The organism is Paraburkholderia youngii (assembly GCF_013366925.1).
GTDB classification, from domain to species: Bacteria; Pseudomonadota; Gammaproteobacteria; order Burkholderiales; family Burkholderiaceae; genus Paraburkholderia; species Paraburkholderia youngii.
In genome coordinates, this window is record NZ_JAALDK010000001.1 from 3,530,906 (window position 1) to 3,551,459 (window position 20,554).

The following is a 20,554-nucleotide window of genomic DNA, read 5'->3' on the forward strand; positions in this document are numbered from 1 at the left end:
CGTCAGCCCGCCAACATCGTTGCGGCCTGGCGATACCACGTTGCCAGATACGGTGGCACATAGAGCCCAAGCATCAGCCCCAAACCCAGATGCACGAATACCGGCAGCGGTGCGGGGCGATGCTCGAGCGGCTTGGCCGTCGTCGTTTCGCCGAACACCATTCGCTGCACGCGCGCGAAGATCGCCGCGAACGCAACGGCGAGGCCCAGCAGCAACAGCGGCGCTGTCCACGGTAGCGTGTTCATCGCGGTCGTCAGAATCAGAAATTCGCTTGCGAACACGCCGAACGGCGGCAGTCCGAGAATCGCGAGCGCGCCGAGCATCATGCCCCAGCCGACCGTCGGGCTGACCTGCAGCAGCCCGCGAATGCCATCGATCGCCTGGGTACCCGCCTTTTGCGTCGCGTGGCCGACCGCAAAGAAGATCGCCGACTTGACGAGGGAATGGACGGTCATATGCAGCAGACCGGCGAACGTCGCGACCGGGCCGCCGAGGCCGAACGCGAACGTCATCAGTCCCATGTGCTCGATCGACGAATACGAAAACAGCCGCTTGACGTCCTTCTGCCGAAACAGCGAGAACGACGCGATCAGCACCGACACGAGCCCGAATCCGACCAGCAATCGTCCGGGCAGGCCATTGCCGAGCGCGCCGTCCGCCAGCACCTTGCAGCGCAGCACCGCGTACAGCGCGACGTTCAGCAGCAGCCCGGACAGCACCGCTGAGATCGGTGTCGGGCCTTCGGCATGCGCGTCCGGCAGCCAGTTGTGCATCGGCACGAGTCCGACCTTCGTGCCGTAGCCGACCAGCAGGAACACGAAGGCGATCGACACGATGGACGGGTCCAGGTGCGTCTTGACGGCTGCAAGGCTCGTCCACAGCAGCGCGTCGCCGTCGCTCAGTTGCCGGCTCGCGGCGAGGTACAGCAGGATCGTGCCGAACAAGGCCTGCGCGATGCCGACACCGCACAGGATGAAGTACTTCCAGGCGGCCTCGAGACTCGCGGCGGTCCGATACACGCTGACGAGCAGCACGGTCGCGAGCGTCGCGCCCTCCATCGCGACCCATAGCACGCCGAGGTTATTGGTCAGCAGCGCGAGCAGCATCGCGAACATGAACAACTGGTACATACTGTGATAGAGGCGCATCCGCGTCGCCGTCATCCGCCCGCGCGCCTCTTCGATCTGCATGTACGGCCGCGAGAACAGCGACGTCGTCCAGCCGACGAATGCAGTCAGCGCGACGAGGTACACGTTCAGGGGATCGACGAAGAATGCACGATCGAACGCGAACGACGGTCCGCGTTCGACGGTGCGCGCGGCGAGCACCAGCGTCGCCGCGAACGTCACGAAGCTGAAGCCGGCGTTCAGGTTGCGCGCGACCGGAGCGGGGCGCACGCCCGCGAGACATGCGGCCGCCACGAGCGGAATGCCGAGCACGGCGAGCACGACGTGGGCGTCATTCATCTTTGAGTTTCTCGAGGTGATGGATGTCCAGGCTGTCGAACTGCTCGCGAATCTGGAACATGAAGACGCCCAGAATCAGAATCCCGACCAGCACGTCGAGTGCGATGCCGAGTTCCACGATCATCGGCATGCCGTTGGTCGCGGCCGTGGCGGCAAAGAACAGCCCGTTTTCCATCGACAGGAAGCCGATCACCTGGGGAACCGCCTTCGCGCGCGTGATCATCGCCATGAACGACAACAGCACGCACGCAAGCGCGATCCCGAGCGTGCCGCGCGCGGCCGACGTCGCGAGCTGGCTGATCGGCGACGCGACGTTGAACGCGATGATCACGAGCACGATGCCGATCAGCAGCGTGGCCGGAATGTTGATCAGCGGTTCGACGTCGGCCTGAATGTCGAGCCTGCGCACGAGCCGATACAGAATCCACGGAATCACGCCGACCTTCAGCACGAGCGTCAGTCCGGCCGACACGTACAGATGCGCATCATCCGTCACGAAACCGAGGATCAGGATTGCCACCACCAGCGCCACACCCTGCAACGTATAGAGATGGATCAGCGACAGGATGCGGCGCTGGCTCAGCATCGCGAACGACAGCATCAGCAGCACGGCAGCGAGGAAATTGATCAGTTGCGTCGCGTAGGCGTGCATTCAGGCTCCCAGCAGCAGATGGACGAGCATGCCGATCACGGCGAGCAGGAAGGCGGTCGCAAGGAACTCCGGAACCCGGAAAATCCGCATCTTCGCGTTGGCGGTCTCGACCACCGCCAGCGCGGCGCCGCCGACCATCAGCTTGACGAACAGTGCCGGCACCGCGAACAGCAGCGCGAGCGGATTACCCGCCGCGGCGATCCCCCACGGCATGAACAGCGCAATACCGATGCACGAGTAGGCGAACAGTTTGAGGCTGGCCGCCCATTCCATCAGCGCGAGGTGCCGCCCCGAATATTCGAGGGTCAGCGCCTCGTGGATCATCGTCAGCTCGAGGTGAGTGGTCGGATTGTCGACGGGCAGCCGCGCATTCTCGGCGAGCGACACCAGAGTGAACGCGATGCCGGCGAATGCCAGGCTCGGGTAGATGGTCAGCTCGCTGTGGCCGAGCGTCGCGACGATGCTCGTGAGCAGGGTCGACTGCGTGATCAGCGAGGCCGACAGCAGCACCATCAGCAGGGCCGGTTCCGCGAGGAAACCGACCAGCATCTCGCGGCGCGCGCCGAGCGTGCCGAATGCCGTGCCGACATCCATTGCCGCCAGCGACAGCGCGACGCGCGCGAACGCGAACAGGCCGACGAGCGCGATCGCATCCGCGGCGGGCGACAGCGGCAATTCGGTCGACAGCGTCGGCACGACTGCGCAGGCGAGCGTCATCGCGGCCCACACGACATAGGGCGCGCCACGGAACACCGGACTCGCGCCACGAGCGACGACCGACTCCTTGTTGAACAGCTTGTGGAGCATCCGGTACGGCTGCCAGATGCTGGGCGCGCGCCGGTTCTGCAGCCACGCGCGGCACTGGTTGACCCAGCCCGTGAGCAGTGGCGCCGCGGCAAGCGCCACGATGATCTCGAGGCTTTGCGACAGCACGCCGGATACAGTCACCATCGTCTCACCAGCATCAGCAGGAGGATCAGCACGGCGAAGCTGTAGGTCAGGTACACGGCGATCCGGCCCGTCTGCAGCCGACCCGCCCATTCCGCCGCGCGTTGCGTGAGTGCCGCGATACGCTCGTACAGAATCGACCACGTGCGGTCGGCGACCGAGACCCGGTAGGCCGGCTGCGCGTCGAACGGCGACGGCAATTGCCGCTCGATGCGCAGCAGCGGCGCGAAAATTTCGCGGATCGGTTGCCCGAAGCCTTCCGCCGTGTCCTGCATCCGCGCGGTCGTGAACGGGAAGCCGCAACTCCACGGCGCGGCCCGTCGCAGCCGACCGTGGTAGAAGCGCCGCATCAGCACCCACGCAAGGCCGCAGCAGGCGACGAAAAACAGCATGAACACGACGGGCATGTAGCTCGCCCGCGCGGTCGATACCGGCACGAAGATCAGCCAGCCATGATTCTCCGCGCCGATTCCGGCGCCGACGAGCACGCGCGTGACCCGGTCCAGCACCTTGACGAACTGCGTGGGCATCAGTCCGAGCAGCACACCGGCCACCGCGAACCAGCAGAACGCGAGCCGTTCCCAACTGTTCGCGTCGTGTGCGCGACTCAGTTTCGTTTCTCTCGGCTGCCCGAGGAAGACGATCTGGTAGAGCATCGCGGTCAGCGCAAGCGCGGACAGCTCCCGCATGCCGTACGCGCGAAACAGCACCGCGAGCCCGAGCGCGACGATCATCAGGCCGACGTTGTCGATCGACGAATACGCGAGCAGACGCTTCATGTCGACCTGGATCGTACTAAACACCACGCCGAGCAGCGCGGTGCCGATGCCCAGCACGAGCAGCAGCGCGCCCCACCAGGCGATCTGCACGTGCAGCAGGTCGAACACGGTGCGGATCAGGCCATACAGACCGACTGCCGATCGCGAGCCAGGCGGCTGCGACCAGCAGGACGAAATGGACGACCGGGAAAGGTGCCATCCGGAATGTCTCCAGTACGCTCGGTTTGGACGAGGAGCATGGAATGAGCTCCGGCTTGCCGGCCTCACTCGAATCGCATTATGACATCAGAAACCAATCTGGATAACAGGATATGATAATGCCATTATCATGTGAGCCACATATTCGCCACGTCTTTGCCACGTCTTTGCCGTTGCTCCAAGCGATTGAGTGATCCTATGCCTGCGCAGTACTTTCGAAGCCTGACGGGAAAACACCGCAGCACGAGCGCGAATCGTCAGCTCGGGTTTTCTCTTGCCTTCGTCGCCGGCGCCACCAATGCGGGCGGCTTTCTCGCGGTCAGGCAATACACGTCGCACATGAGCGGCATCGTGTCGGCGATCGCGGATCAGGCGGCGCTCGGCGACCTCCGGCTCGTGCTGGCTGGCATTGGTTCGCTGGCGTCGTTTCTGGTCGGAGCGGGGTGCTCGGCGGTGCTCGTCAACTGGGGGCGCCGCCGCAGCCTGCAAAGCCAGTACGTGCTGCCGTTGGTGGTTGAGGCCGCGATGCTGCTGCTGTTCGGTCTGCTCGGCAGCCACCTCGCGCTAGGCGAAGCATTCTTCGTCCCCCTGACCGTGATCCTGCTGTGCTTCATCATGGGGCTGCAGAATGCGATGATCACCAAGTTGTCGGGTGCGGACGGCGCAATCGGTTTCAAGCATGTGGGCTACGTGTCGACCGTGCCGCTCGCTGGCGCACTCGTCACGCTGGCGATCGTGCCTGTCGTCGATGATCTGTTGACCTGTCTCTGCCGGTTCGAGCGCAGGCACTGAGCTCACGCGAGGACGGGGGAATGCTGGCGTGAAATGCCGGTTCTGGTCGTGCCGTCCAAAGCAAATGCATTATAATTTGGTTAGCATATTTGCCGACTCGTCCTCGCAATGGAAACGAAAACCGCACGCCTGACCGTCCTGATCGACCCCGCCAAGAAAGAGGCATTCGAAATGCTCTGCTCGGCGCAGGATCTGACGCCGTCACAAGTCGTCCGCCAACTGATCCGCGAGTATCTCGAGCGTCACGGCGTGACCTACAAGACCAAGAGCCCGCTTGCCAAGCGCGGAAAGTAACGCCCGGGTTGACGCCTCGCGCCGGTCAACCGCCGATTTCCCAGTGCCCCTGTCCTTGCTCACGCCAGATCAGCCGCTTCGGATCGAGGCGCTCTCCCTCTTTCAGGCGGCGCGCAGTGACGGATAGTTTGAGTTCGTCTGCAAAGGCAAACGAGAGGGCACGCTCGAATAGCACTTGTCTGGGCGGCAAACGATGCCCGCTTTTCCAGGCAAACGCGACGAAGTTGCTGTCGTCGCCGCACCGAACGAGCGCATAGCAAACGCCAAATGCGGATTTCAGCCACTCGAGGTGCTGCGGTATGGCTGGATCATCGTCCGTGAAGTTGATGACGAGGACGCCCGTCTCGGTCAGTCGCTCGCGACACGCGGCGAAGAATGCGAGGTTCGCACAGCGGCTCGCGATCCCTTCCGCGACGAACGCATCGAGCAGGATCACGTCCGTGCGGATGTCATCCTGCATCAGGTAGTCCGCGCCATCGGCGCAAACCACCTTGAACCGCGCGTCGTCCGCCGGAATCCTGAATACTTCACGCAGCGCGATCACCTCGGGGCTGATCTCGACCGCTTCGATCGTGACCTCGGGCAGATGCCGATAGCAATATTTCGCCAGCGAACCCCCACCTAGTCCGATCATGCAGATGTGCGTGGGGGCGGGCTGCAGCAACAGAAATCCCATCATCGCGCGCGTATAGCCGAGCGTGAGCTTCTCCGGGTTGCTGAGCGACATGAAGCTCTGAGTGGAGAAGTGATCGAAGTGTAGCGACACCGCGTGCTGCGTCTCCAGCACGAACGGTTGCCCGTCACTGATTGGCGTGGACAGAAATTTGACGAACGCGTCGTACGAGGTTCGATCCTCAGCCATTCTCGGTATGCTCGGGTAGCCAACCAGTCGATTGAATCATGCAGTGCGAACCGCGCTTCGGAGCGGGGCCGCCAACGGCGAACGGCCCGTCAGACCTTCTTCAGAAAGCAGGCCTTGAGCATGAAGCTGCCGGCGTCGGTCTTGCAGTCGATTTCGTGATCGCCGCCGACGATCCGGATGCTCTTCACCTTGGTGCCCATCTTCAGCGTGATCGACGAACCCTTGACGCGCAAATCCTTGATCAGCACGACCGAATCCCCGTCGGCCAGCGCGTTGCCGTTCGCATCCTTGACGACGCTACCGGCGGGTTCATCGTTCGCATCGGCGCCAGCGTTTGCCGACCATTCGTGACCGCAGTCCGCACACACGTACAGCGTGCCGTCAGGGTAGGTATTTTCCATCGCGCATTGCGGGCAGGCGGGGGCAGCGTTCATTGCAGCTTCCATTGAAACGACTTGAGGACAGTCAGTAAAAAACAGGCGGGCAACCCGCCTCGCCAGAGTCGGCATCGTGCCGGCGGCTCATGGGCGCACAAAATTATAATGCAATACACATCCTCTTACCTTCCAATTAGCATCTGCTTCCGGTGCCATTCATCAGACTTGCGGGTAGCTTCGCTGCGGATGTCGACAGCTTCGAGCTGGATGGAAAGTTGCGGGTGATAAATTTGGAACGGGCCAACCGGGCCAAAATGGGGTCGGTGCTCGCGGTGCCACAGGCGACGGAGGGACGATCATGGCGAAGCTGCGCATTGCGACGTTCAACATCAACGGAATCCGCTCGCGCCAGGCGGCGCTTTTTCAATGGCTCGAGCGCGAGGCGCCGGACGTCGTGTGTCTGCAGGAACTGAAGGCGGTGGATAGCGCGTTTCCCGTCGACGCCTTGCGCGAAGCCGGTTATGGCGCCGTCTGGCAAGGCCAGAGCGCATGGAATGGCGTGGCGATTCTGGCCAAAGGCGAAGCGCCGCTCGAGCGGCGGCGCGGTCTGCCCGGTTTCGAAGACGACACGCATAGCCGCTACATCGAGGCCGCGGTCGGCGGCGTGCTGATCGTGTGTCTGTACCTGCCGAACGGCAATCCGCAGCCGGGCCCCAAGTTCGACTACAAGCTCGCGTGGTTCGATCATCTGATCGCGCATGCGGCGCAGCTCTACGAGAGCGGCCACCCGGTCGTGATCGCCGGCGACTTCAACGTCGTGCCGACCGACGAAGACATCTACAACCCGCGCTCGTGGCTAAAGGATGCGCTGTTGCAGCCGGAGAGCCGCGAGCGCTATCGAAAGCTGCTCGCGCAAGGCTGGACCGACGCGCTGCGCACGCATTTCGGCGACGAACGTGTGTACACGTTCTGGGATTATTTCCGCCGTCATTGGGACACGAATTCGGGGTTGCGCATCGATCATCTGCTGCTGAGCGCCGATCTCGCGCCGCGTCTGCGAGACGCGGGCGTCGACCGGTGGGTGCGCGGCGAACCGCATGCGAGCGATCATGCGCCCGCGTGGATCGAACTGGAGATGGGCGCCGGCCGCAAGAAGAAGAGCGGCTAGTAAAGCAGAGCGGCTAGTAAAGCAGCGGGCGATCCGCTTGACGCGAATCGCCCGCTTTGGTGCGACTGCTTCGCACTATCGTTCGGCGCCTACGATCCGGCGCCGCGCCTGCATTAGTCGTAGTCGCGACCGCCGCGCGACCACAGCGCGCCCATCACGAACCCGGCGAGTGCGACGACGGCCAGCGTCGTGAACGGGCTTTCGGCCGTCGTGTCGCGCAAGAGGCTCGTCGTGTTCGCGCATAACTGCTGCGCCTTGCCGCTCAATTCGCGCGCCTTGCCCGCCACCTGCGCGCTGGTGTCGCCGACTGCGTCGCCGACTGCGCTCTGCACCTTGCCGGCGACTTCCTTTACCGCGCCTGCCGCTGAATTCGTGTCCATATGCATCGCTCCTGTTGTCATATTTACGTGCGGGCGCGCTGCAATTGCAACGCGCCCGCACAAGGGCGCCGCGCAAGCCGCGCCGGTGCGGCGTCAGCCTGCGTCAGTGACGAAAGGGGTGCAAGAAATGCGCCTGGAAACGCGGCGCTATGCATCCGGCTAGATGGAATGTGCTGGAACATCATCGTCGGCGCCTGGAATTGATGCCGACGAACACGGCCAGCAGCATTAGAAAACCGCCGAACAGCAGCGCGGAATTGACCAGCACCTGGCGCAGCCCGAGCGATTCGACGTCGATGAACGGATACGGATAGAAATCCGACAAGCTGCCGCGCCAGAACGTGATGCCGAGATAGGCGAGCGGATAGACGAGCCATAGCAGGCAGTGACGCAAGCGCAGATGGAAGCGCGGCACGAACAGCACCCAGTAGAGCGCGGCGAGCAATGGCAGCGCGCTGTGCAGCGACTCATTGAGCATGCGCCGGTAGGGCGACAGCGGCCACATTCCGCGCAACAGCACGTTGTACGCGATGCCGACGAACACCATGTACGCGACCACCGCGGTCACGACGGTCGGCTGGCGGAAAAAGCGCACGAGCGGCGAGCGGTGCTTCCACAGCGCGACGCTGGTGAAGCAGAAGGCGCTGGCGAGCACCGTCAGATTGGTGAGGTAGCTGCTCATGCGCGCGAGCGCGTCGAACACGGTGAGACCGCGCGCGAGCGTGCGATCGATGGCCAGGTCGGCTTGCGCGAGGATCGCCATCCACGCGATCAGCGCAATCACCGCCGCCAACGTCAGCGACGACACACTGGGCGTATGCAGCGGCAGCTCGGACTCGCGCTGCGGAACGAGGGTAGGGCGCATGCGCTCGATTCTACGCGCGGTGGGCGCTCGCTCGCATGTGCTTTCTCGCGCATGCGAGCCGGCGGTTGCGAAAATACTACGGGGTACTACGGAGGTCGGATAGATGACGACGAACGCGCTTAACCGTGTTGTGTTCCGACCCGTTATGATCGCGACTGCAGCCCTAGCTATTAACAGCGCCACGCGCGGCAAGCAGTCTCTATCGTCGCCGGTTGAAGAATCGCAAAGAAGCGGAGAGAAAGCATGAAAGCCAGCACCATTGCCGAACGGGAAGCGCGCGGCCGCGCCGCACGCGAGCATTCGAAACGCTCGAGCCATCGGGCGGTCGGCGAGTTGCACCGCGATCCGATCGAGCTGCTGAAGCGAAGCAGCGCGGAGCGCGTCGAGAATCTGGTGCCGCTGCGCTATGGGCGCATGGCAGCCTCGCCGCTTGCGTTTCATCGCGGCAGTGCGATTCTGCAAGCGCACGATCTGAGCAAGGTGCACGACAGCGGTCTTAGCATGCCGATCTGCGGCGACGGCCATCTGATGAATTTCGGCGGATTCGCGACACCCGAGCGGCAACTGGTCTTCGACCTGAACGATTTCGATGAAGTCTCGATCGGCCCGTTCGAATGGGACCTGAAACGCCTGTGCGCGAGCCTCGTCGTGGCCGCGCGGCAGATGCGCCTGAGCCGCGGCACCGCCGAGAGTCTCGTGATGACCGCGGTCGGTTCGTATCGCGATCGCGTCGCGCAATACGCGCAGTTCGGCGCGCTCGACCTGTGGTACGACCGCATCACGTTCGACCGCATGGCCGAGATCGCACTGACGCCCGAGCGCCGGCGCACGGTGCGGCGTGCCATGGAAAAGGCCGCGAGCCGCACGCATCAAAGCCTGCTGGGAAAAATGGCATCGTTCGACGGCAATCGTTGGACCATCCACGACACGCCGCCCGCGCTGTTTCACGTGCTCGGTGCGAACACGCTGTTCACAGCCGAGGAAACCGAAACCTACCGGACCGGCAACATCGAAAAGATGATCGAGCTGGTGTGGGACGAGTACCGCAAGTCGATGTCGCACGATAGGCGCGATCTGCTCGATCACTTCACGAGGCACGACGTCGTGTTCAAGGTGGCTGGCGTCGGCAGCGTCGGCACGCGTTGTCTGGTCGTGCTGCTCGTCGATCACATGGGCGAGCCGTTGTTCCTCCAGATGAAGGAGGCGCGGCCATCGGTCATCGCGCAGTTCTACAAGTCGCCGACGGTCAAGCATCAGGGCGAGCGCGTCGTGCAAGGTCAGCGGCTGCTGCAAACCGCGAGCGACGTGTTCCTCGGCTGGGGGACGGGGCCGCACGGGCGGCAGTTCTATTTCCGCCAACTGCGCGACATGAAGCTGTCCGCGAATATCGAGCTGTTCGACAGCGATCTGCTCGACGGCTACGCGCGGCTATGCGGCTGGATCATGGCGCGCGCGCATGCGAAGGCGAGCGGGCAGGCGATCGAGATCAGCGCGTACATCGGCCGCAGCGATCAGTTCGCCGAAGCGCTGAGCGGCTACGCGAGTGCCTACGCGGATCAGGTCGAGCGCGACTACGAGGGGTTCATCAAAGCGTGTCGCGCCGGCAAGCTCGAAGCGCGTACCGATGAAGAGATGGCGGCGGATTTTCGCGTGTAGCGCTGTTCGCGCCGAGTGTCGCTTCACGCCTGTCGTCACGCATCGACGCGCGCTTCGCGCAGCGTGACGAACCGCAGATGCCGCTCGCGCGCTGCTTCGATCACGCTCGGCAGCACCGCGAGAATCAGCGGCTGGCCTTCGATGGTCAGCGCGGCGTTGCCATCGTGCAGCAACAGGATGTCGCGCGCGGCGAGGCCATCGAGCAGCCGCCGCGCGACCACGTGCGGGTTGCGCTCGCGCGTATCGTAGCCGCGCCGTGTCCACGCGGCGAGACGCAGATCGAGCTTGCGCAGCACCGGCTCCAGAAAGAGATTGCGCAGTCCGGCGGGCGCGCGGAAGAACATCGGCCGCGCGCCGCTGACGGATTCGAGCGTGCGTTGCGCCGCGGCGATCTCGCGCGTCAACGCGTGCGGAAACGTGACCGAAAACGTATGCACGTGCACCTGCGAATGATTTTCGAGCGCATGTCCACGCGCGACGATCTCACGCGCGAGTTGCGGATAGCGCTCGACCTTCGAGCCGATGCAGAAGAACGTCGCCCGCACGTCGAACGCGTCGAGCAGATCGAGCACTTGCGGCGTGACGACGGGATCGGGGCCGTCGTCGATGGTCAGCGCGATCGCATCCGCGTTGCGCGGGCTCGCGGGCAGTCGGGTCCAGTTCGGTCCGAGCAGCGTCGTGCGCGGCAACAGTCCGGTGATCGTAAACAGCGCGTGATTCGCGATGATCGAGGCGAGCCACCATGGCCACGCGGCTGGTGCAACAGCCACGCCGATCAGCACGATCACGTGCCAGCCGATCGTGCCGTTCAGCAGTGCGGAGTTGCGGCTACGCGGCCAGCGGCGCGGCGGGTTCGGGCATTCATTCATCGAAACGTGCTTCCAGTACGCCTTCGTCCGTCCAGGGAAGGCTGTGAATCTTGCGCGCGATGCGCAACCGCGAACGATACCACTGTTGCGCGCGCCGACGTGCCGCGCTCGGCGGCCACGTACCCGGCGAAAGCGCGCTGAAAGACTCCCGCGGTTTGCGATCGCCGATTCGCTGTTGTATGGTGCGGAGCGAAAAGCGGCGCGCATGTCGATGGCGATCGGACCGATTCCGGAAAAAGCGCGCGTCGCGACCCAATACGACAGGAGATGCGCGATGTGGCAAACAGGAAACGGCAAAGTGGCGCTGGTGACAGGCGCGGGCAGCGGCATCGGCCGCGCGTGCGCCCTGACGCTTGCGAAGCACGGCTATAGCGTGGTGCTCGCCGGACGCCGCCAGGCCGCGCTCGATGCGGTCGCGCAGGAAGCGCAAGCGCAGCACGGCGAAGCGCTCGCGGTGTCGTGCGACGTGACCGACGCCGACAGCGTCGCCGCGCTATTCGACACGATCCGCGCGCGCTTCGGCCGGCTCGACGTGCTGTTCAACAACGCGGGACGCAACGGCTCGCCGGTCGATCTCGACGAAGTGAGCATCGACGAATGGCGCTCGATCGTCGACACCAACCTGAACGGCGTATTCCTGTGCACGCGCGCGGCGTTCGGGCTGATGAAGACGCAAAACCCGCGCGGTGGCCGCATCATCAACAACGGCTCGATTTCCGCGCACGCGCCGCGTCCGAACAGCGCCGCCTACACGGCGACTAAACACGCGATCACCGGGCTCACGAAAGCGGTGTCGCTCGACGGCCGCAAATACGACATCGTGTGCGGGCAGATCGACATCGGCAACGCGGGAACCGAGATGGCCGCGCGGATGGCGCGCGGCGTGCCGCAAGCGAACGGCGAGATCGCGGTCGAGCCGCTGATGGACGTGCAGCATGTCGCCGACGCGGTGCTGCATATGGCGAGCCTGCCGCTGTCGGCGAACGTGCAGTTCATGACGATCATGGCGAGCAAAATGCCGTTCGTCGGGCGCGGCTGAGCGGCGCGCAGCACCGTCTCGCAAGCGGGAGCGGCGCGCGCGGGTTCAACTTATACTGGGCGCTCCGCCGTCTCTCCAGGCAAACCAAGCGCCGTGCCCCGCGCCAAACCCAGCGACGACCCGCCGCCGCAGCCGCCCGTGCGGCCCGATCTCGACGACTGCTGTCACAGCGGCTGCACGCAGTGCGTGTTCGATCTCTACGACGAAGCACTGGAGCGCTACGAGATCGCGCTGGCTGCGTGGCAGAAGCGGCAGGCGCAGAAAGCGCGGCCAGCGCGGCGACCGGACACGCAAGGCGCGAAGTCGAAGCCGCAAGCGGACGCGCGTCGCTCGACAGCCCGGCGCGGCAAACCGAACCCACACCGCTGATGCGCGTAAGCAACTCCACGTCCCCGTCATGACCGACCTTCAGCTCACGCCGACCGAATCCCTCGCCGACCCGCACACGCTCGACGATCTGCATCGTTTCGTGCAGCGTCATCCGCGCCTGTTCGTGCTGACCGGCGCGGGCATCAGCACCGACTCCGGCATCCCCGGCTATCGCGACGACAACGGCGCATGGAAGCGCTCGCCCCCGATCACGCTGCAGGAGTTCCTCGGCACGCTGGCGATGCGTCAGCGCTACTGGGCGCGCAGCATGGTCGGCTGGCCGCTGGTCGCGCGCGCGCAACCGAATGCCGCGCATGTCGCGCTTGCACGGCTCGAAGCGGCCGGTCACGTGCCGACGCTGGTCACGCAGAACGTCGACGGCTTGCATCAGCGCGCGGGCAGCCGCGACGTGATCGAACTGCATGGCGGCATCGACGGCGTCAATTGTCTCGACTGCGGCATGCAGCATTCGCGCGCGGCGATCCAGCAGACGCTCGAAGCCGATAACCCCGCGCTGCTCGACGTCACGGCCGAAGCCGCCGCCGATGGCGACGCGCATCTCGAGTGGCACGATCTCGGCGGTTTTCGCGTGCCGGCATGCTCGAACTGCGGCGGGCTGCTGAAGCCGTCGGTGGTGTTCTTCGGCGAGAACGTGCCGAAGGCGCGGGTCGTTGCGGCGTCGCATGCGCTCGATGCGGCCGACGCGGTGCTGGTGGCCGGCTCGTCGCTGATGGTGTATTCCGGCTACCGCTTCTGCGTGTGGGCGCAGCGCCAGGGCAAGCCGATCGCGGCGATCAATCTGGGCCGCACCCGCGCCGATCCGCTGTTGTCTCTGAAGATGGCCGCGCCGTGCGGCGACACCTTGAGCGCGCTCGCCGGGTTGCTGGCGGGCGATTGAAAACGAGTACGTTGCGCGAATCACAATTAAAACCCGAGGAAACTGCATGCTGACGACGATCGAACAACTCGAAGCCCTCTACGCACAGCCAGCCGAGCGCTCGCTGCGCAAAGAGATCCCCTATGTCAACGACGACTACCGCGCGTTCATCGCGGCCGCGCCGTTCGCGGTGCTCGCGACGAGCGGCCCCGCCGGTCTCGACTGCTCGCCGCGCGGCGATGCGCCGGGCTTCGTGCGGGTCGTCGACGCACGCACGCTCGCGCTGCCGGACCGCCCCGGCAACAACCGGCTCGACAGCTTGCGCAACGTCATCGGCGATCCGCGCCTCGCGCTGCTGTTCGTGATCCCCGGTGTCGGCGAGACCTTGCGAGTGAACGGCCGCGGCCGAATCTCGAACGACGCGGCGCTGCTGGACAGTTTCGCCGTCGACGGTAAACTGCCGCGCACCGTGCTGCTGATCGACGTCGAGTCCGTGTACTTTCATTGCTCGAAGGCGATCGTGCGCTCGCGGCTGTGGGACCCGGCGCGGCATATCGAGCGCTCGCAACTGCCGAGCACGGGCGCGATCCTGCAACACATCTTCGCCGCGAACGATGGCGAAAAGTTCGACGCGGCCGCCTACGATCGCGAGCTTCCCGAACGCGTGCGCGCCACGCTGTACTAACGTAAATCGCAAAACCGAAACGCAAGGCCGACCATGACCGATGCCCGGCAACATTCGCCATCCGCCGAACGCAATCGCGAACCGATCCTCGCCGTGCTGCGCGATGCGCTGCCGGCGCGCGGCCGCGTGCTCGAAATCGCGAGCGGCACCGGTGAGCACGCGATCTGGTTCGCCGACGCGCTGCCCGGTCTCGACTGGCAGCCGAGCGATGCGGACGAAGAAGCACGCGAGTCGATTGCCGCGTGGACCGCGCACGCGGGGCTCGCGAACGTGCGCGCGCCGCTCGCGCTCGACGTGCATCAGCCGGACTGGGGCGTCGATGCGCTCGACGCGGTGGTCTGCATCAACATGATCCACATCTCGCCGTGGAGCGCGGCGCAGGCACTCATCGACGGCGCGGGGCGGCGGCTCGTCGACGGCGGCGTGCTCTATCTATATGGTCCTTACCGCCGCGGCGGCGCGCATACGGCACCGAGCAACGAAGCGTTCGAGCAGTGGCTGAAGAGTCGCAATCCCGAATGGGGCGTGCGCGATATGGAAGCGGTCGTTGCGCTCGGTGACGCGGCGGGGCTCACGTGCGAACGGGTGGTCGCGATGCCCGCGAACAACTTCAGTCTGGTGTTCAGGAAGCGGGCAGGGTAGCGGGAAGATCGACGGGTCGTGCATTCGTTCGTGTCGTCCGCCAAACCTCAGTCCGATCCCAAGCCGAACCCTCCGCGCAAGCGCCGACGCGCGCACAATACCTGTCTACCCGGCGTTACGCGCAAGTTGGAGCACGGCAGGAGCACCGCAGGAGCACGAGCAACCGGCGTGCTTGCCTGCCATCAAGCGGCAGGCGCGCATTTCTTTTATCCTTTCACCCTCGACGCCGCGCCGGTGTTTTTGCAGCGCGGCGCCACGACATTTATTGGACTCTGGAGAATTCAAATGAGCAAACAGGCAATCGGCGTGGTGGGTCTGGCGGTGATGGGCCGCAATCTGGCGCTCAACATCGAGAGCCGCGGCCACGCGGTGTCGGTCTACAACCGTAGCCGCGCGAAAACCGACGAACTCATCGCCGAATTTCCGGACCGCAAACTGGTGCCGGCTTTCACGCTGGAAGAGTTCGTCGACTCGCTCGAAAAGCCGCGCCGCATTCTGATGATGGTCAAGGCCGGCGAGCCGACCGACGCAACCATTGCCTCGCTCAAGCCGCTGCTCGAAAAAGGCGACATCCTGATCGATGGCGGCAACACGCCTTTCACCGACACGATCCGCCGCAACCAGGAACTCGCGAAGGCGGGTCTGCATTTCATCGGCACCGGCGTGTCGGGCGGCGAGGAAGGCGCGCTGAAAGGCCCGTCGATCATGCCGGGCGGCCCGCGCGACGCGTACGACCTCGTCGCGCCGATCCTCACCGAGATCGCCGCGAAGGCGCCGGACGGCGAGCCCTGCGTGGCATACATGGGACCGGACGGCGCGGGCCACTTCGTGAAGATGGTGCACAACGGCATCGAGTACGGCGACATGCAGCTGATCGCCGAGAGTTATGCGGTGTTGAAGCAGGTCGTCGGCTTGTCGAACGAGGAACTCGGCAAGGTCTATACCGAGTGGAACCAGGGCGAGCTCGACAGCTATCTGATCGAAATCACCTCGAAGATCTTCAGCAAGAAGGACGACGAAACCGGCAAGGACCTCGTCGACGTGATCCTCGACCGTGCCGCGCAGAAGGGCACTGGCAAGTGGACCAGCCAGAACGCGCTCGACCTCGGCGCGCCGCTGCCGCTGATCACCGAGGCGGTGTTCGCGCGCGTGCTGTCGTCGCTGAAGACGCAGCGCGTGGCCGCGAGCAAGGTGCTCGAAGGGCCGCGGGCCAAGCCGCTCGAAGGCGCGAAAGAGGCGTTCATCGAATCGGTGCGCCGCGCGCTGTACTTCAGCAAGGTGATCTCGTACGCGCAGGGCTTCGCGCAGTTGCGCGCAGCGTCGGAAGAGTACAAGTGGGATCTCGACTACGGCACGATCGCGAAGATCTTCCGCGCGGGCTGCATCATCCGCGCGCGCTTCCTGCAGAAAATCACCGACGCCTACACGAAGGACAAGGCGCTCGCGAACCTGCTGCTCGATCCGTACTTCCGCGACATCGCGAAGAACTACCAGGCGGCGCTGCGCGAAGTCGTGGTGGCCGCGGTCAATGCGGGCGTGCCGGTACCGGCGTTCGCGTCGGCGATCGCGTATTTCGACGCTTACCGCTCGGAGCGTCTGCCCGCCAACCTCGTGCAGGCGCAGCGCGACTTCTTCGGCGCGCATACGTTCGAACGCATCGATAAGCCAGGCAGCTTCCACGCACAGTGGAGCTAAGCGGTTGAAAAAACGGCCCGGCGCGCGATGGTGACAGCGCGCCGGGCCATTGTTCCGTTTGGATCGGCAAGCAGGCGCCGCATTATTGCCAAAATTATCGATGGTTAGCTGTAAGCCTAAGCAAATGCGAAATGATTATTGCGCTGGTAGGAATAGAGTTTCGCCGGTTTGAGGGTTTACCCTAGATCCTGACGCCTCTAAACTTGTTTTCAATCGCTGAGGGAAAAGCAGGAACCCCGAAGCGCACCACAACAAGTCCTTTGGAGGTTAATCATGAAGACCCTGATTTCCGCAGTTGCAATCGCCGCCGCCCTCGTTGTTCCGGTCGCTTCGTTCGCTCAAGCCAGCCAGCCGGTGACGCGCGCTGAGGTTCGCGCTCAACTGATCCAACTCGAACAGGCCGGCTACAACCCGTCCGCCAACGACGTCAACTACCCGGCCGACCTCCAGGCAGCGCAAGCACGCGTCGATGCGCAGCGCGGCACGGCCGTCGCAGCCAACCGCGCGGACACCAGCGGCTACGGCGCTCCGGCTGCCGGCACGTCGCAAGCAGGCCACGCCGTCGTTCCGGCGAAGGCCAACCGTAACTCGGTGTACTTCGGCAGCTGATCGCAGTAGAAGTGTGCAGGTGTAGTGGGTAGTCGTAGTCCGTTGTAGACGCCGCTTCGTGGAATAGCGCGAGCGCGGCGGGCAAGAAAAAACGCCATCCAGTTCGATCGGATGGCGTTTTGTCGTTTACGGCGCCGTGCTGCGGCGGGATCGGTCAATGCAGGGTTCGCTGCCGCCGGCCGATGTCATCGAACAGCGCGCGGCTCGGCTCCAGCGCGAGAAGCCACGATTCGTCGTAGCCGCTCAGATTGTCGAGCGCCTCGCGCAGACGCTCGATCGCCACCGCGGGCAGCTCGACGCTCGCCTCGACCCCGCTCGACAGCCTCGCGACGCTCGCCAGTTGCACGAGCGCATCGGCGGCCTCGGCGACGTCGGCGGCGAAAATCAGGTGGGTGTTCAGCAGTTCGACGAGGCCGGCAGACGCCGCCACATCGTCGACGTTGAGTTGCACGGCCAGAAAGGTGGCTTTGTTCATCCTCGATTCCTCCCAGAATCCCAAGGTTGTCGTGAACTGCTCCGCGCGGCTTGACTGAGTATAGGCGATGGCCGATTGCCCGCAACAATCTGACGAATCGGCCGTGGCGGCTTGCTCGCCGAGACGCGCGGGCCATGCGACCTATAATAGGGCCAGCCGCGCAAGCGCCGTCGCCGTGGGCGAACGGCGCCGCCCGCGGGGTTTGCGCGCTTGCCAATTGCTCATCGACCATGAAGATCATCCGCAGCAAAAGCTTTACCGCGCCGCGCGCCTGGGGCGCGCTCGACATCGCGAACATGAACGGCATCACCACGCGTCTGCATTGGACCGACCAGCCGTACAAGTGGCACGTGAACGACGGCGAGGAAGTGTTCGCCGTGCTCGACGGGCGCGTCGAGATGCGCTATCGCGAAGACGGCGTCGAACGTTCGACGGTGCTCGAAACCGGCGACGTGTTCCACGCGACGGTCGGCACCGAGCATGTTGCGCATCCGCTCGGCGCGGCACGGGTGCTGGTCGTCGAAACGCAGGGAAGCGTCTGAAGAACACGGCAGTTTGACGGCGCGCGCCAGCGCGGCGCGCGCATGGGGCTCGCGCATAATATCCACGCGGCAACAGACAGCCGCGACTTTACGCAAGCGTGGCGGCACGGCAATTGCAGCGGCGTCGATTGAATCGGAACGAGACACACGTCGAGGAAAATCAGATGACACAACAATGGCAACCGACGGCCATCCGCCTGCTGATCGCGGCGGCGCTCGGCCTGGCGATCGCCGGCTGCACGACGATGCCGTGGGAAAGCACGCCGTTCTACAACAACGCGCCGTCGAGCGCGACCAGTCTCGCGACCGTCCCGGTGCCCGCCGGCTTCTACCGCGTCAATCCGGGCGACACGCTGGCCGGCATCGCCTCGGCATATGGACGCAAGCCGCAGGAAATCGCGGCCTGGAACGGCTTGCCGGTCAACGCGGCGGTCGCCCCCGGCCAGGTGCTGCGCGTTTCTCCGCCGATGCCCTCGGGCAGCGTGGTCACGCCGCCGGTTGCGGTGGCGCCGGGTGCGCCGGCCACGCCGGGCGCGACGGCGAACGTACCGCCGGGCGCCGTTCCCGGTACGGCGGCCCCCGCGGCCGGGCCCCAGCAGGGCGTGCTGCAATGGCCGTTGCGCGGGCCGATCCTGCGCGCGTTCACGCCGGGCAAATCCAGTGGCATCGTGATCGGCGGGCAACCCGGCGATCCGGTCAAGGCCGCGGCGACCGGCCGCGTGGTGTACGCGGGCACCGGCATCGAAGCCTACGGCCCGCTCATCATCATCAAGCACAACGACTCGCTGATCACCGCGTACGGCCAGAACAGCCAATTGCTCGTCAAGGAAGGCGACGCGGTCGCGCAAGGGCAGACGATCGGCGAGGTCGGGGTCGATAGCCGCGGTGCCGCGTCGATCCAGTTCGAAGTGCGCCAGAACGGCCAGCCGGTCGATCCGCTGCAGTGGCTGCCCAAGCCGGGCGGCTGAGCGTCCCCGTCGCGTCTATCGATTCAGTGTCTATCGACTCCTCGCAGTCGGATCGGCGCGCCTTGCGGGGACGCGCCGATTTTCAGCGTCGCCTGAATTGAATACACTGTATGGCTCGTTTGCCGGCGCGTACGCGTTCCTCCCGGAGTGCACGCGCGGCCGGCTGCCGTAGGTTGTCATCCATGGACGCACAGGGACACACAATGATCGATTTGCGCAGCGATACCGTTACCCGCCCGACTCCGCCGATGCTCGCGGCGATGTCGGCGGCCGAAGTCGGCGACGACGTCTGGGGCGACGACCCCACCGTACTGCGTCTGCAGGCCACGCTGGCCGAGCGCACCGGCAAGGAAGCGGGGCTGTTCTTCCCGAGCGGCACGCAAAGCAACCTCGCCGCGTTGATGGCGCACTGCGCGCGCGGCGACGAATACATCGTCGGCCAGCTTGCGCACACCTACAAATACGAGGGCGGTGGCGCGGCCGTGCTCGGCAGCATCCAGCCGCAGCCGCTCGAAAACGCCGCCGACGGCTCGATCCCGCTCGACAAGATCTCCGCCGCGATCAAGCCGATCGACGATCACTTCGCGCGCACGCGGCTGCTCGCGCTAGAAAACACGATCGGCGGCAAGGTGCTGCCGGCTCAGTACGTCGCCGACGCGACGCAGCTCGCGCGCGAGCGCGGCCTCGCGACCCACCTCGACGGCGCGCGCGTGTTCAACGCGGCGGTCGCGTCGGGCAAGCCGGTCGCGGCGCTCGCCGAGCCGTTCGATTCGGTGTCGATCTGCTTTTCGAAGGGACTGGGCGCGCCGGTCGGCTCGGTGCTGGTCGGCAGCCGCGCGCTGATCGACGTCGCGCATCGCTGGCGCAAGGTGCTCGGCGGCGGCATGCGCCAGGCTGGGGTGCTCGCGGCCGCCTGCCTGTATGCGCTCGATCACAACGTCGAGCGTCTTGCCGACGATCACGCGAACGCCGCGCATCTGGCGGCGGGGCTGGAGACCATCGAGCAGGTGAAGGTGCAGTCGGTCGCAACGAACATGGTGTTCGCGCAGTTTCCGCAGCAGCATTGCGCGCCGCTCGAGGCATGGCTCAAGGAGCGCGGCATCCTCACGCAGATGCTGTATGCATCGCGCTTCGTCACGCACATGGATGTGTCGCGCGACGATATCGACACGTTCATTGGTGCGGTTAAGGGGTTCTTCGCGGCACGTTGATCGCGCTGCATTGGTCGGAAGCGAGGCGGCTTGCGTAGTTGCCGCCTCGTCTTCCCGCACCGGCTTCAACTCATGCGCGGTTCGTTCGAGCCGCGCTTCCTGCAAGCTTTATCCTCGTCTCACGCGCCGTCCGGCG

At 65.0% G+C, this 20,554-nt stretch carries 23 protein-coding genes and 1 pseudogene; 14 read left to right on the top strand and 10 right to left on the bottom strand.

Features of this window, described 5'->3' with window-relative positions; genetic code table 11:
* Positions 1-2: 2 nt before the first annotated feature.
* The 4 genes and pseudogenes from G5S42_RS16230 to G5S42_RS16245 form a co-directional block, all read right to left on the bottom strand.
* Positions 3-1,466 carry a hydrogenase 4 subunit F gene (locus G5S42_RS16230; RefSeq protein ID WP_176107682.1) on the bottom strand — a complete coding sequence of 488 codons (1,464 nt, stop codon included), beginning with the start codon at positions 1,464-1,466 and terminating at the stop codon, positions 3-5.
* A complete protein-coding gene (locus tag G5S42_RS16235) occupies positions 1,459-2,118 on the bottom strand; it encodes a formate hydrogenlyase (protein WP_176107683.1) in 660 nt (219 codons plus the stop codon). Before G5S42_RS16235 ends, G5S42_RS16230 begins: the two co-directional genes overlap by 8 nt.
* Entirely contained in the window at positions 2,119-3,069 is a 951-nt protein-coding gene (locus tag G5S42_RS16240) for a respiratory chain complex I subunit 1 family protein (RefSeq protein WP_176107684.1), read from the bottom strand. It lies immediately after the preceding gene.
* Positions 3,063-3,980 (bottom strand): annotated as a pseudogene (locus G5S42_RS16245) (proton-conducting transporter transmembrane domain-containing protein); the annotation flags it as partial. The pseudogene G5S42_RS16245 and the gene G5S42_RS16240, both read right to left, overlap by 7 nt.
* Positions 3,981-4,241: 261 nt before the next feature.
* Here G5S42_RS16245 and G5S42_RS16250 point away from each other — a divergent pair.
* Positions 4,242-4,835 (top strand): YoaK family protein, encoded by a 594-nt coding sequence (locus G5S42_RS16250; RefSeq protein WP_176107685.1) that lies wholly within the window; start codon positions 4,242-4,244, stop codon positions 4,833-4,835.
* Between the two features lie 108 nt (positions 4,836-4,943).
* Entirely contained in the window at positions 4,944-5,129 is a 186-nt protein-coding gene (locus tag G5S42_RS16255) for a ribbon-helix-helix protein (RefSeq protein WP_090809355.1), read from the top strand.
* 25 nt (positions 5,130-5,154) lie between these two features.
* Here G5S42_RS16255 and G5S42_RS16260 read toward each other — a convergent pair whose 3' ends face one another.
* Entirely contained in the window at positions 5,155-5,991 is an 837-nt protein-coding gene (locus G5S42_RS16260; protein WP_176107686.1) for a spermine/spermidine synthase domain-containing protein, read from the bottom strand.
* Positions 5,992-6,080: 89 nt separating this feature from the next.
* Positions 6,081-6,425: a zinc ribbon domain-containing protein YjdM gene (locus G5S42_RS16265; protein ID WP_176107687.1), complete on the bottom strand. Its 345-nt coding sequence runs from the start codon at positions 6,423-6,425 to the stop codon at positions 6,081-6,083.
* Between the two features lie 301 nt (positions 6,426-6,726).
* Here G5S42_RS16265 and xth point away from each other — a divergent pair, with 301 nt between their 5' ends.
* Positions 6,727-7,536 (top strand): exodeoxyribonuclease III, encoded by an 810-nt coding sequence (gene xth / locus G5S42_RS16270; RefSeq protein WP_176107688.1) that lies wholly within the window; start codon positions 6,727-6,729, stop codon positions 7,534-7,536.
* 113 nt (positions 7,537-7,649) lie between these two features.
* Here xth and G5S42_RS16275 read toward each other — a convergent pair whose 3' ends face one another.
* Both G5S42_RS16275 and G5S42_RS16280 read right to left on the bottom strand, forming a co-directional pair.
* Entirely contained in the window at positions 7,650-7,916 is a 267-nt protein-coding gene (locus G5S42_RS16275; protein WP_176107689.1) for a CsbD family protein, read from the bottom strand.
* A gap of 181 nt (positions 7,917-8,097) precedes the next feature.
* Entirely contained in the window at positions 8,098-8,781 is a 684-nt protein-coding gene (locus tag G5S42_RS16280; RefSeq protein ID WP_176107690.1) for a Pr6Pr family membrane protein, read from the bottom strand.
* A gap of 243 nt (positions 8,782-9,024) precedes the next feature.
* Between G5S42_RS16280 and G5S42_RS16285 the strand changes: the two genes are divergently transcribed.
* A complete protein-coding gene (locus G5S42_RS16285; RefSeq protein ID WP_176107691.1) occupies positions 9,025-10,437 on the top strand; it encodes a DUF2252 domain-containing protein in 1,413 nt (470 codons plus the stop codon).
* Positions 10,438-10,472: 35 nt separating this feature from the next.
* Here the strand turns inward: G5S42_RS16285 and G5S42_RS16290 are convergent, their stop codons facing one another.
* Positions 10,473-11,306, bottom strand: a complete 834-nt coding sequence (locus tag G5S42_RS16290) for a polysaccharide deacetylase family protein (protein ID WP_176107692.1) — start codon at positions 11,304-11,306, stop codon at positions 10,473-10,475.
* A 274-nt stretch (positions 11,307-11,580) separates the two neighbouring features.
* Between G5S42_RS16290 and G5S42_RS16295 the strand changes: the two genes are divergently transcribed.
* The 7 genes from G5S42_RS16295 (at position 11,581) to G5S42_RS16325 (ending at position 17,222) form a co-directional block, all read left to right on the top strand.
* On the top strand, positions 11,581-12,345 hold the full coding sequence (locus tag G5S42_RS16295) for an SDR family oxidoreductase (RefSeq protein ID WP_176107693.1): 765 nt from the start codon (positions 11,581-11,583) through the stop codon (positions 12,343-12,345).
* A 93-nt stretch (positions 12,346-12,438) separates the two neighbouring features.
* Positions 12,439-12,714, top strand: a complete 276-nt coding sequence (locus tag G5S42_RS16300; RefSeq protein ID WP_176107694.1) for an oxidoreductase-like domain-containing protein — start codon at positions 12,439-12,441, stop codon at positions 12,712-12,714.
* A 28-nt stretch (positions 12,715-12,742) separates the two neighbouring features.
* A complete protein-coding gene (locus G5S42_RS16305) occupies positions 12,743-13,612 on the top strand; it encodes an NAD-dependent protein deacetylase (RefSeq protein WP_176107695.1) in 870 nt (289 codons plus the stop codon).
* Between the two features lie 46 nt (positions 13,613-13,658).
* Entirely contained in the window at positions 13,659-14,276 is a 618-nt protein-coding gene (locus G5S42_RS16310) for a pyridoxamine 5'-phosphate oxidase family protein (protein WP_176107696.1), read from the top strand.
* Positions 14,277-14,309: 33 nt separating this feature from the next.
* Entirely contained in the window at positions 14,310-14,918 is a 609-nt protein-coding gene (locus tag G5S42_RS16315) for a DUF938 domain-containing protein (protein ID WP_176107697.1), read from the top strand.
* A gap of 285 nt (positions 14,919-15,203) precedes the next feature.
* Entirely contained in the window at positions 15,204-16,613 is a 1,410-nt protein-coding gene (gene gnd / locus G5S42_RS16320; protein WP_176107698.1) for an NADP-dependent phosphogluconate dehydrogenase, read from the top strand.
* A gap of 273 nt (positions 16,614-16,886) precedes the next feature.
* Positions 16,887-17,222 (top strand): DUF4148 domain-containing protein, encoded by a 336-nt coding sequence (locus G5S42_RS16325; RefSeq protein ID WP_176107699.1) that lies wholly within the window; start codon positions 16,887-16,889, stop codon positions 17,220-17,222.
* Positions 17,223-17,376: 154 nt separating this feature from the next.
* Here G5S42_RS16325 and G5S42_RS16330 read toward each other — a convergent pair whose 3' ends face one another.
* Complete coding sequence (locus G5S42_RS16330) at positions 17,377-17,697, bottom strand: hypothetical protein (protein WP_013091261.1); 321 nt, start codon at positions 17,695-17,697, stop codon at positions 17,377-17,379.
* Positions 17,698-17,927: 230 nt separating this feature from the next.
* Here G5S42_RS16330 and G5S42_RS16335 point away from each other — a divergent pair, with 230 nt between their 5' ends.
* The 3 genes from G5S42_RS16335 to ltaE all read left to right on the top strand — a co-directional run bounded on the left by G5S42_RS16335 (position 17,928) and on the right by ltaE (position 20,418).
* Complete coding sequence (locus G5S42_RS16335) at positions 17,928-18,239, top strand: cupin domain-containing protein (RefSeq protein ID WP_176107700.1); 312 nt, start codon at positions 17,928-17,930, stop codon at positions 18,237-18,239.
* Between the two features lie 164 nt (positions 18,240-18,403).
* The gene (locus G5S42_RS16340) at positions 18,404-19,207 is read left to right on the top strand and encodes a peptidoglycan DD-metalloendopeptidase family protein (protein WP_176107701.1); all 804 of its coding nucleotides are present in this window, start codon (positions 18,404-18,406) and stop codon (positions 19,205-19,207) included.
* 203 nt (positions 19,208-19,410) lie between these two features.
* Positions 19,411-20,418, top strand: a complete 1,008-nt coding sequence (gene ltaE, locus G5S42_RS16345) for a low-specificity L-threonine aldolase (RefSeq protein ID WP_176107702.1) — start codon at positions 19,411-19,413, stop codon at positions 20,416-20,418.
* Positions 20,419-20,554: the final 136 nt, after the last annotated feature.

Coding starts and splice junctions, on each gene's coding strand:
- G5S42_RS16305 (WP_176107695.1), top strand. CDS start 12,743: ATGACCGACCTTCAGCTCACGCCGACCGAATCCCTCGCCGACCCGCAC.
- G5S42_RS16290 (WP_176107692.1), bottom strand. CDS start 11,306: ATGAATGAATGCCCGAACCCGCCGCGCCGCTGGCCGCGTAGCCGCAAC.
- G5S42_RS16315 (WP_176107697.1), top strand. CDS start 14,310: ATGACCGATGCCCGGCAACATTCGCCATCCGCCGAACGCAATCGCGAA.
- G5S42_RS16255 (WP_090809355.1), top strand. CDS start 4,944: ATGGAAACGAAAACCGCACGCCTGACCGTCCTGATCGACCCCGCCAAG.
- G5S42_RS16335 (WP_176107700.1), top strand. CDS start 17,928: ATGAAGATCATCCGCAGCAAAAGCTTTACCGCGCCGCGCGCCTGGGGC.
- G5S42_RS16340 (WP_176107701.1), top strand. CDS start 18,404: ATGACACAACAATGGCAACCGACGGCCATCCGCCTGCTGATCGCGGCG.
- G5S42_RS16230 (WP_176107682.1), bottom strand. CDS start 1,466: ATGAATGACGCCCACGTCGTGCTCGCCGTGCTCGGCATTCCGCTCGTG.
- G5S42_RS16275 (WP_176107689.1), bottom strand. CDS start 7,916: ATGGACACGAATTCAGCGGCAGGCGCGGTAAAGGAAGTCGCCGGCAAG.
- G5S42_RS16310 (WP_176107696.1), top strand. CDS start 13,659: ATGCTGACGACGATCGAACAACTCGAAGCCCTCTACGCACAGCCAGCC.
- G5S42_RS16265 (WP_176107687.1), bottom strand. CDS start 6,425: ATGAACGCTGCCCCCGCCTGCCCGCAATGCGCGATGGAAAATACCTAC.
- G5S42_RS16250 (WP_176107685.1), top strand. CDS start 4,242: ATGCCTGCGCAGTACTTTCGAAGCCTGACGGGAAAACACCGCAGCACG.
- xth (WP_176107688.1), top strand. CDS start 6,727: ATGGCGAAGCTGCGCATTGCGACGTTCAACATCAACGGAATCCGCTCG.
- gnd (WP_176107698.1), top strand. CDS start 15,204: ATGAGCAAACAGGCAATCGGCGTGGTGGGTCTGGCGGTGATGGGCCGC.
- ltaE (WP_176107702.1), top strand. CDS start 19,411: ATGATCGATTTGCGCAGCGATACCGTTACCCGCCCGACTCCGCCGATG.
- G5S42_RS16285 (WP_176107691.1), top strand. CDS start 9,025: ATGAAAGCCAGCACCATTGCCGAACGGGAAGCGCGCGGCCGCGCCGCA.
- G5S42_RS16330 (WP_013091261.1), bottom strand. CDS start 17,697: ATGAACAAAGCCACCTTTCTGGCCGTGCAACTCAACGTCGACGATGTG.
- G5S42_RS16295 (WP_176107693.1), top strand. CDS start 11,581: ATGTGGCAAACAGGAAACGGCAAAGTGGCGCTGGTGACAGGCGCGGGC.
- G5S42_RS16325 (WP_176107699.1), top strand. CDS start 16,887: ATGAAGACCCTGATTTCCGCAGTTGCAATCGCCGCCGCCCTCGTTGTT.
- G5S42_RS16280 (WP_176107690.1), bottom strand. CDS start 8,781: ATGCGCCCTACCCTCGTTCCGCAGCGCGAGTCCGAGCTGCCGCTGCAT.
- G5S42_RS16260 (WP_176107686.1), bottom strand. CDS start 5,991: ATGGCTGAGGATCGAACCTCGTACGACGCGTTCGTCAAATTTCTGTCC.
- G5S42_RS16240 (WP_176107684.1), bottom strand. CDS start 3,069: ATGGTGACTGTATCCGGCGTGCTGTCGCAAAGCCTCGAGATCATCGTG.
- G5S42_RS16235 (WP_176107683.1), bottom strand. CDS start 2,118: ATGCACGCCTACGCGACGCAACTGATCAATTTCCTCGCTGCCGTGCTG.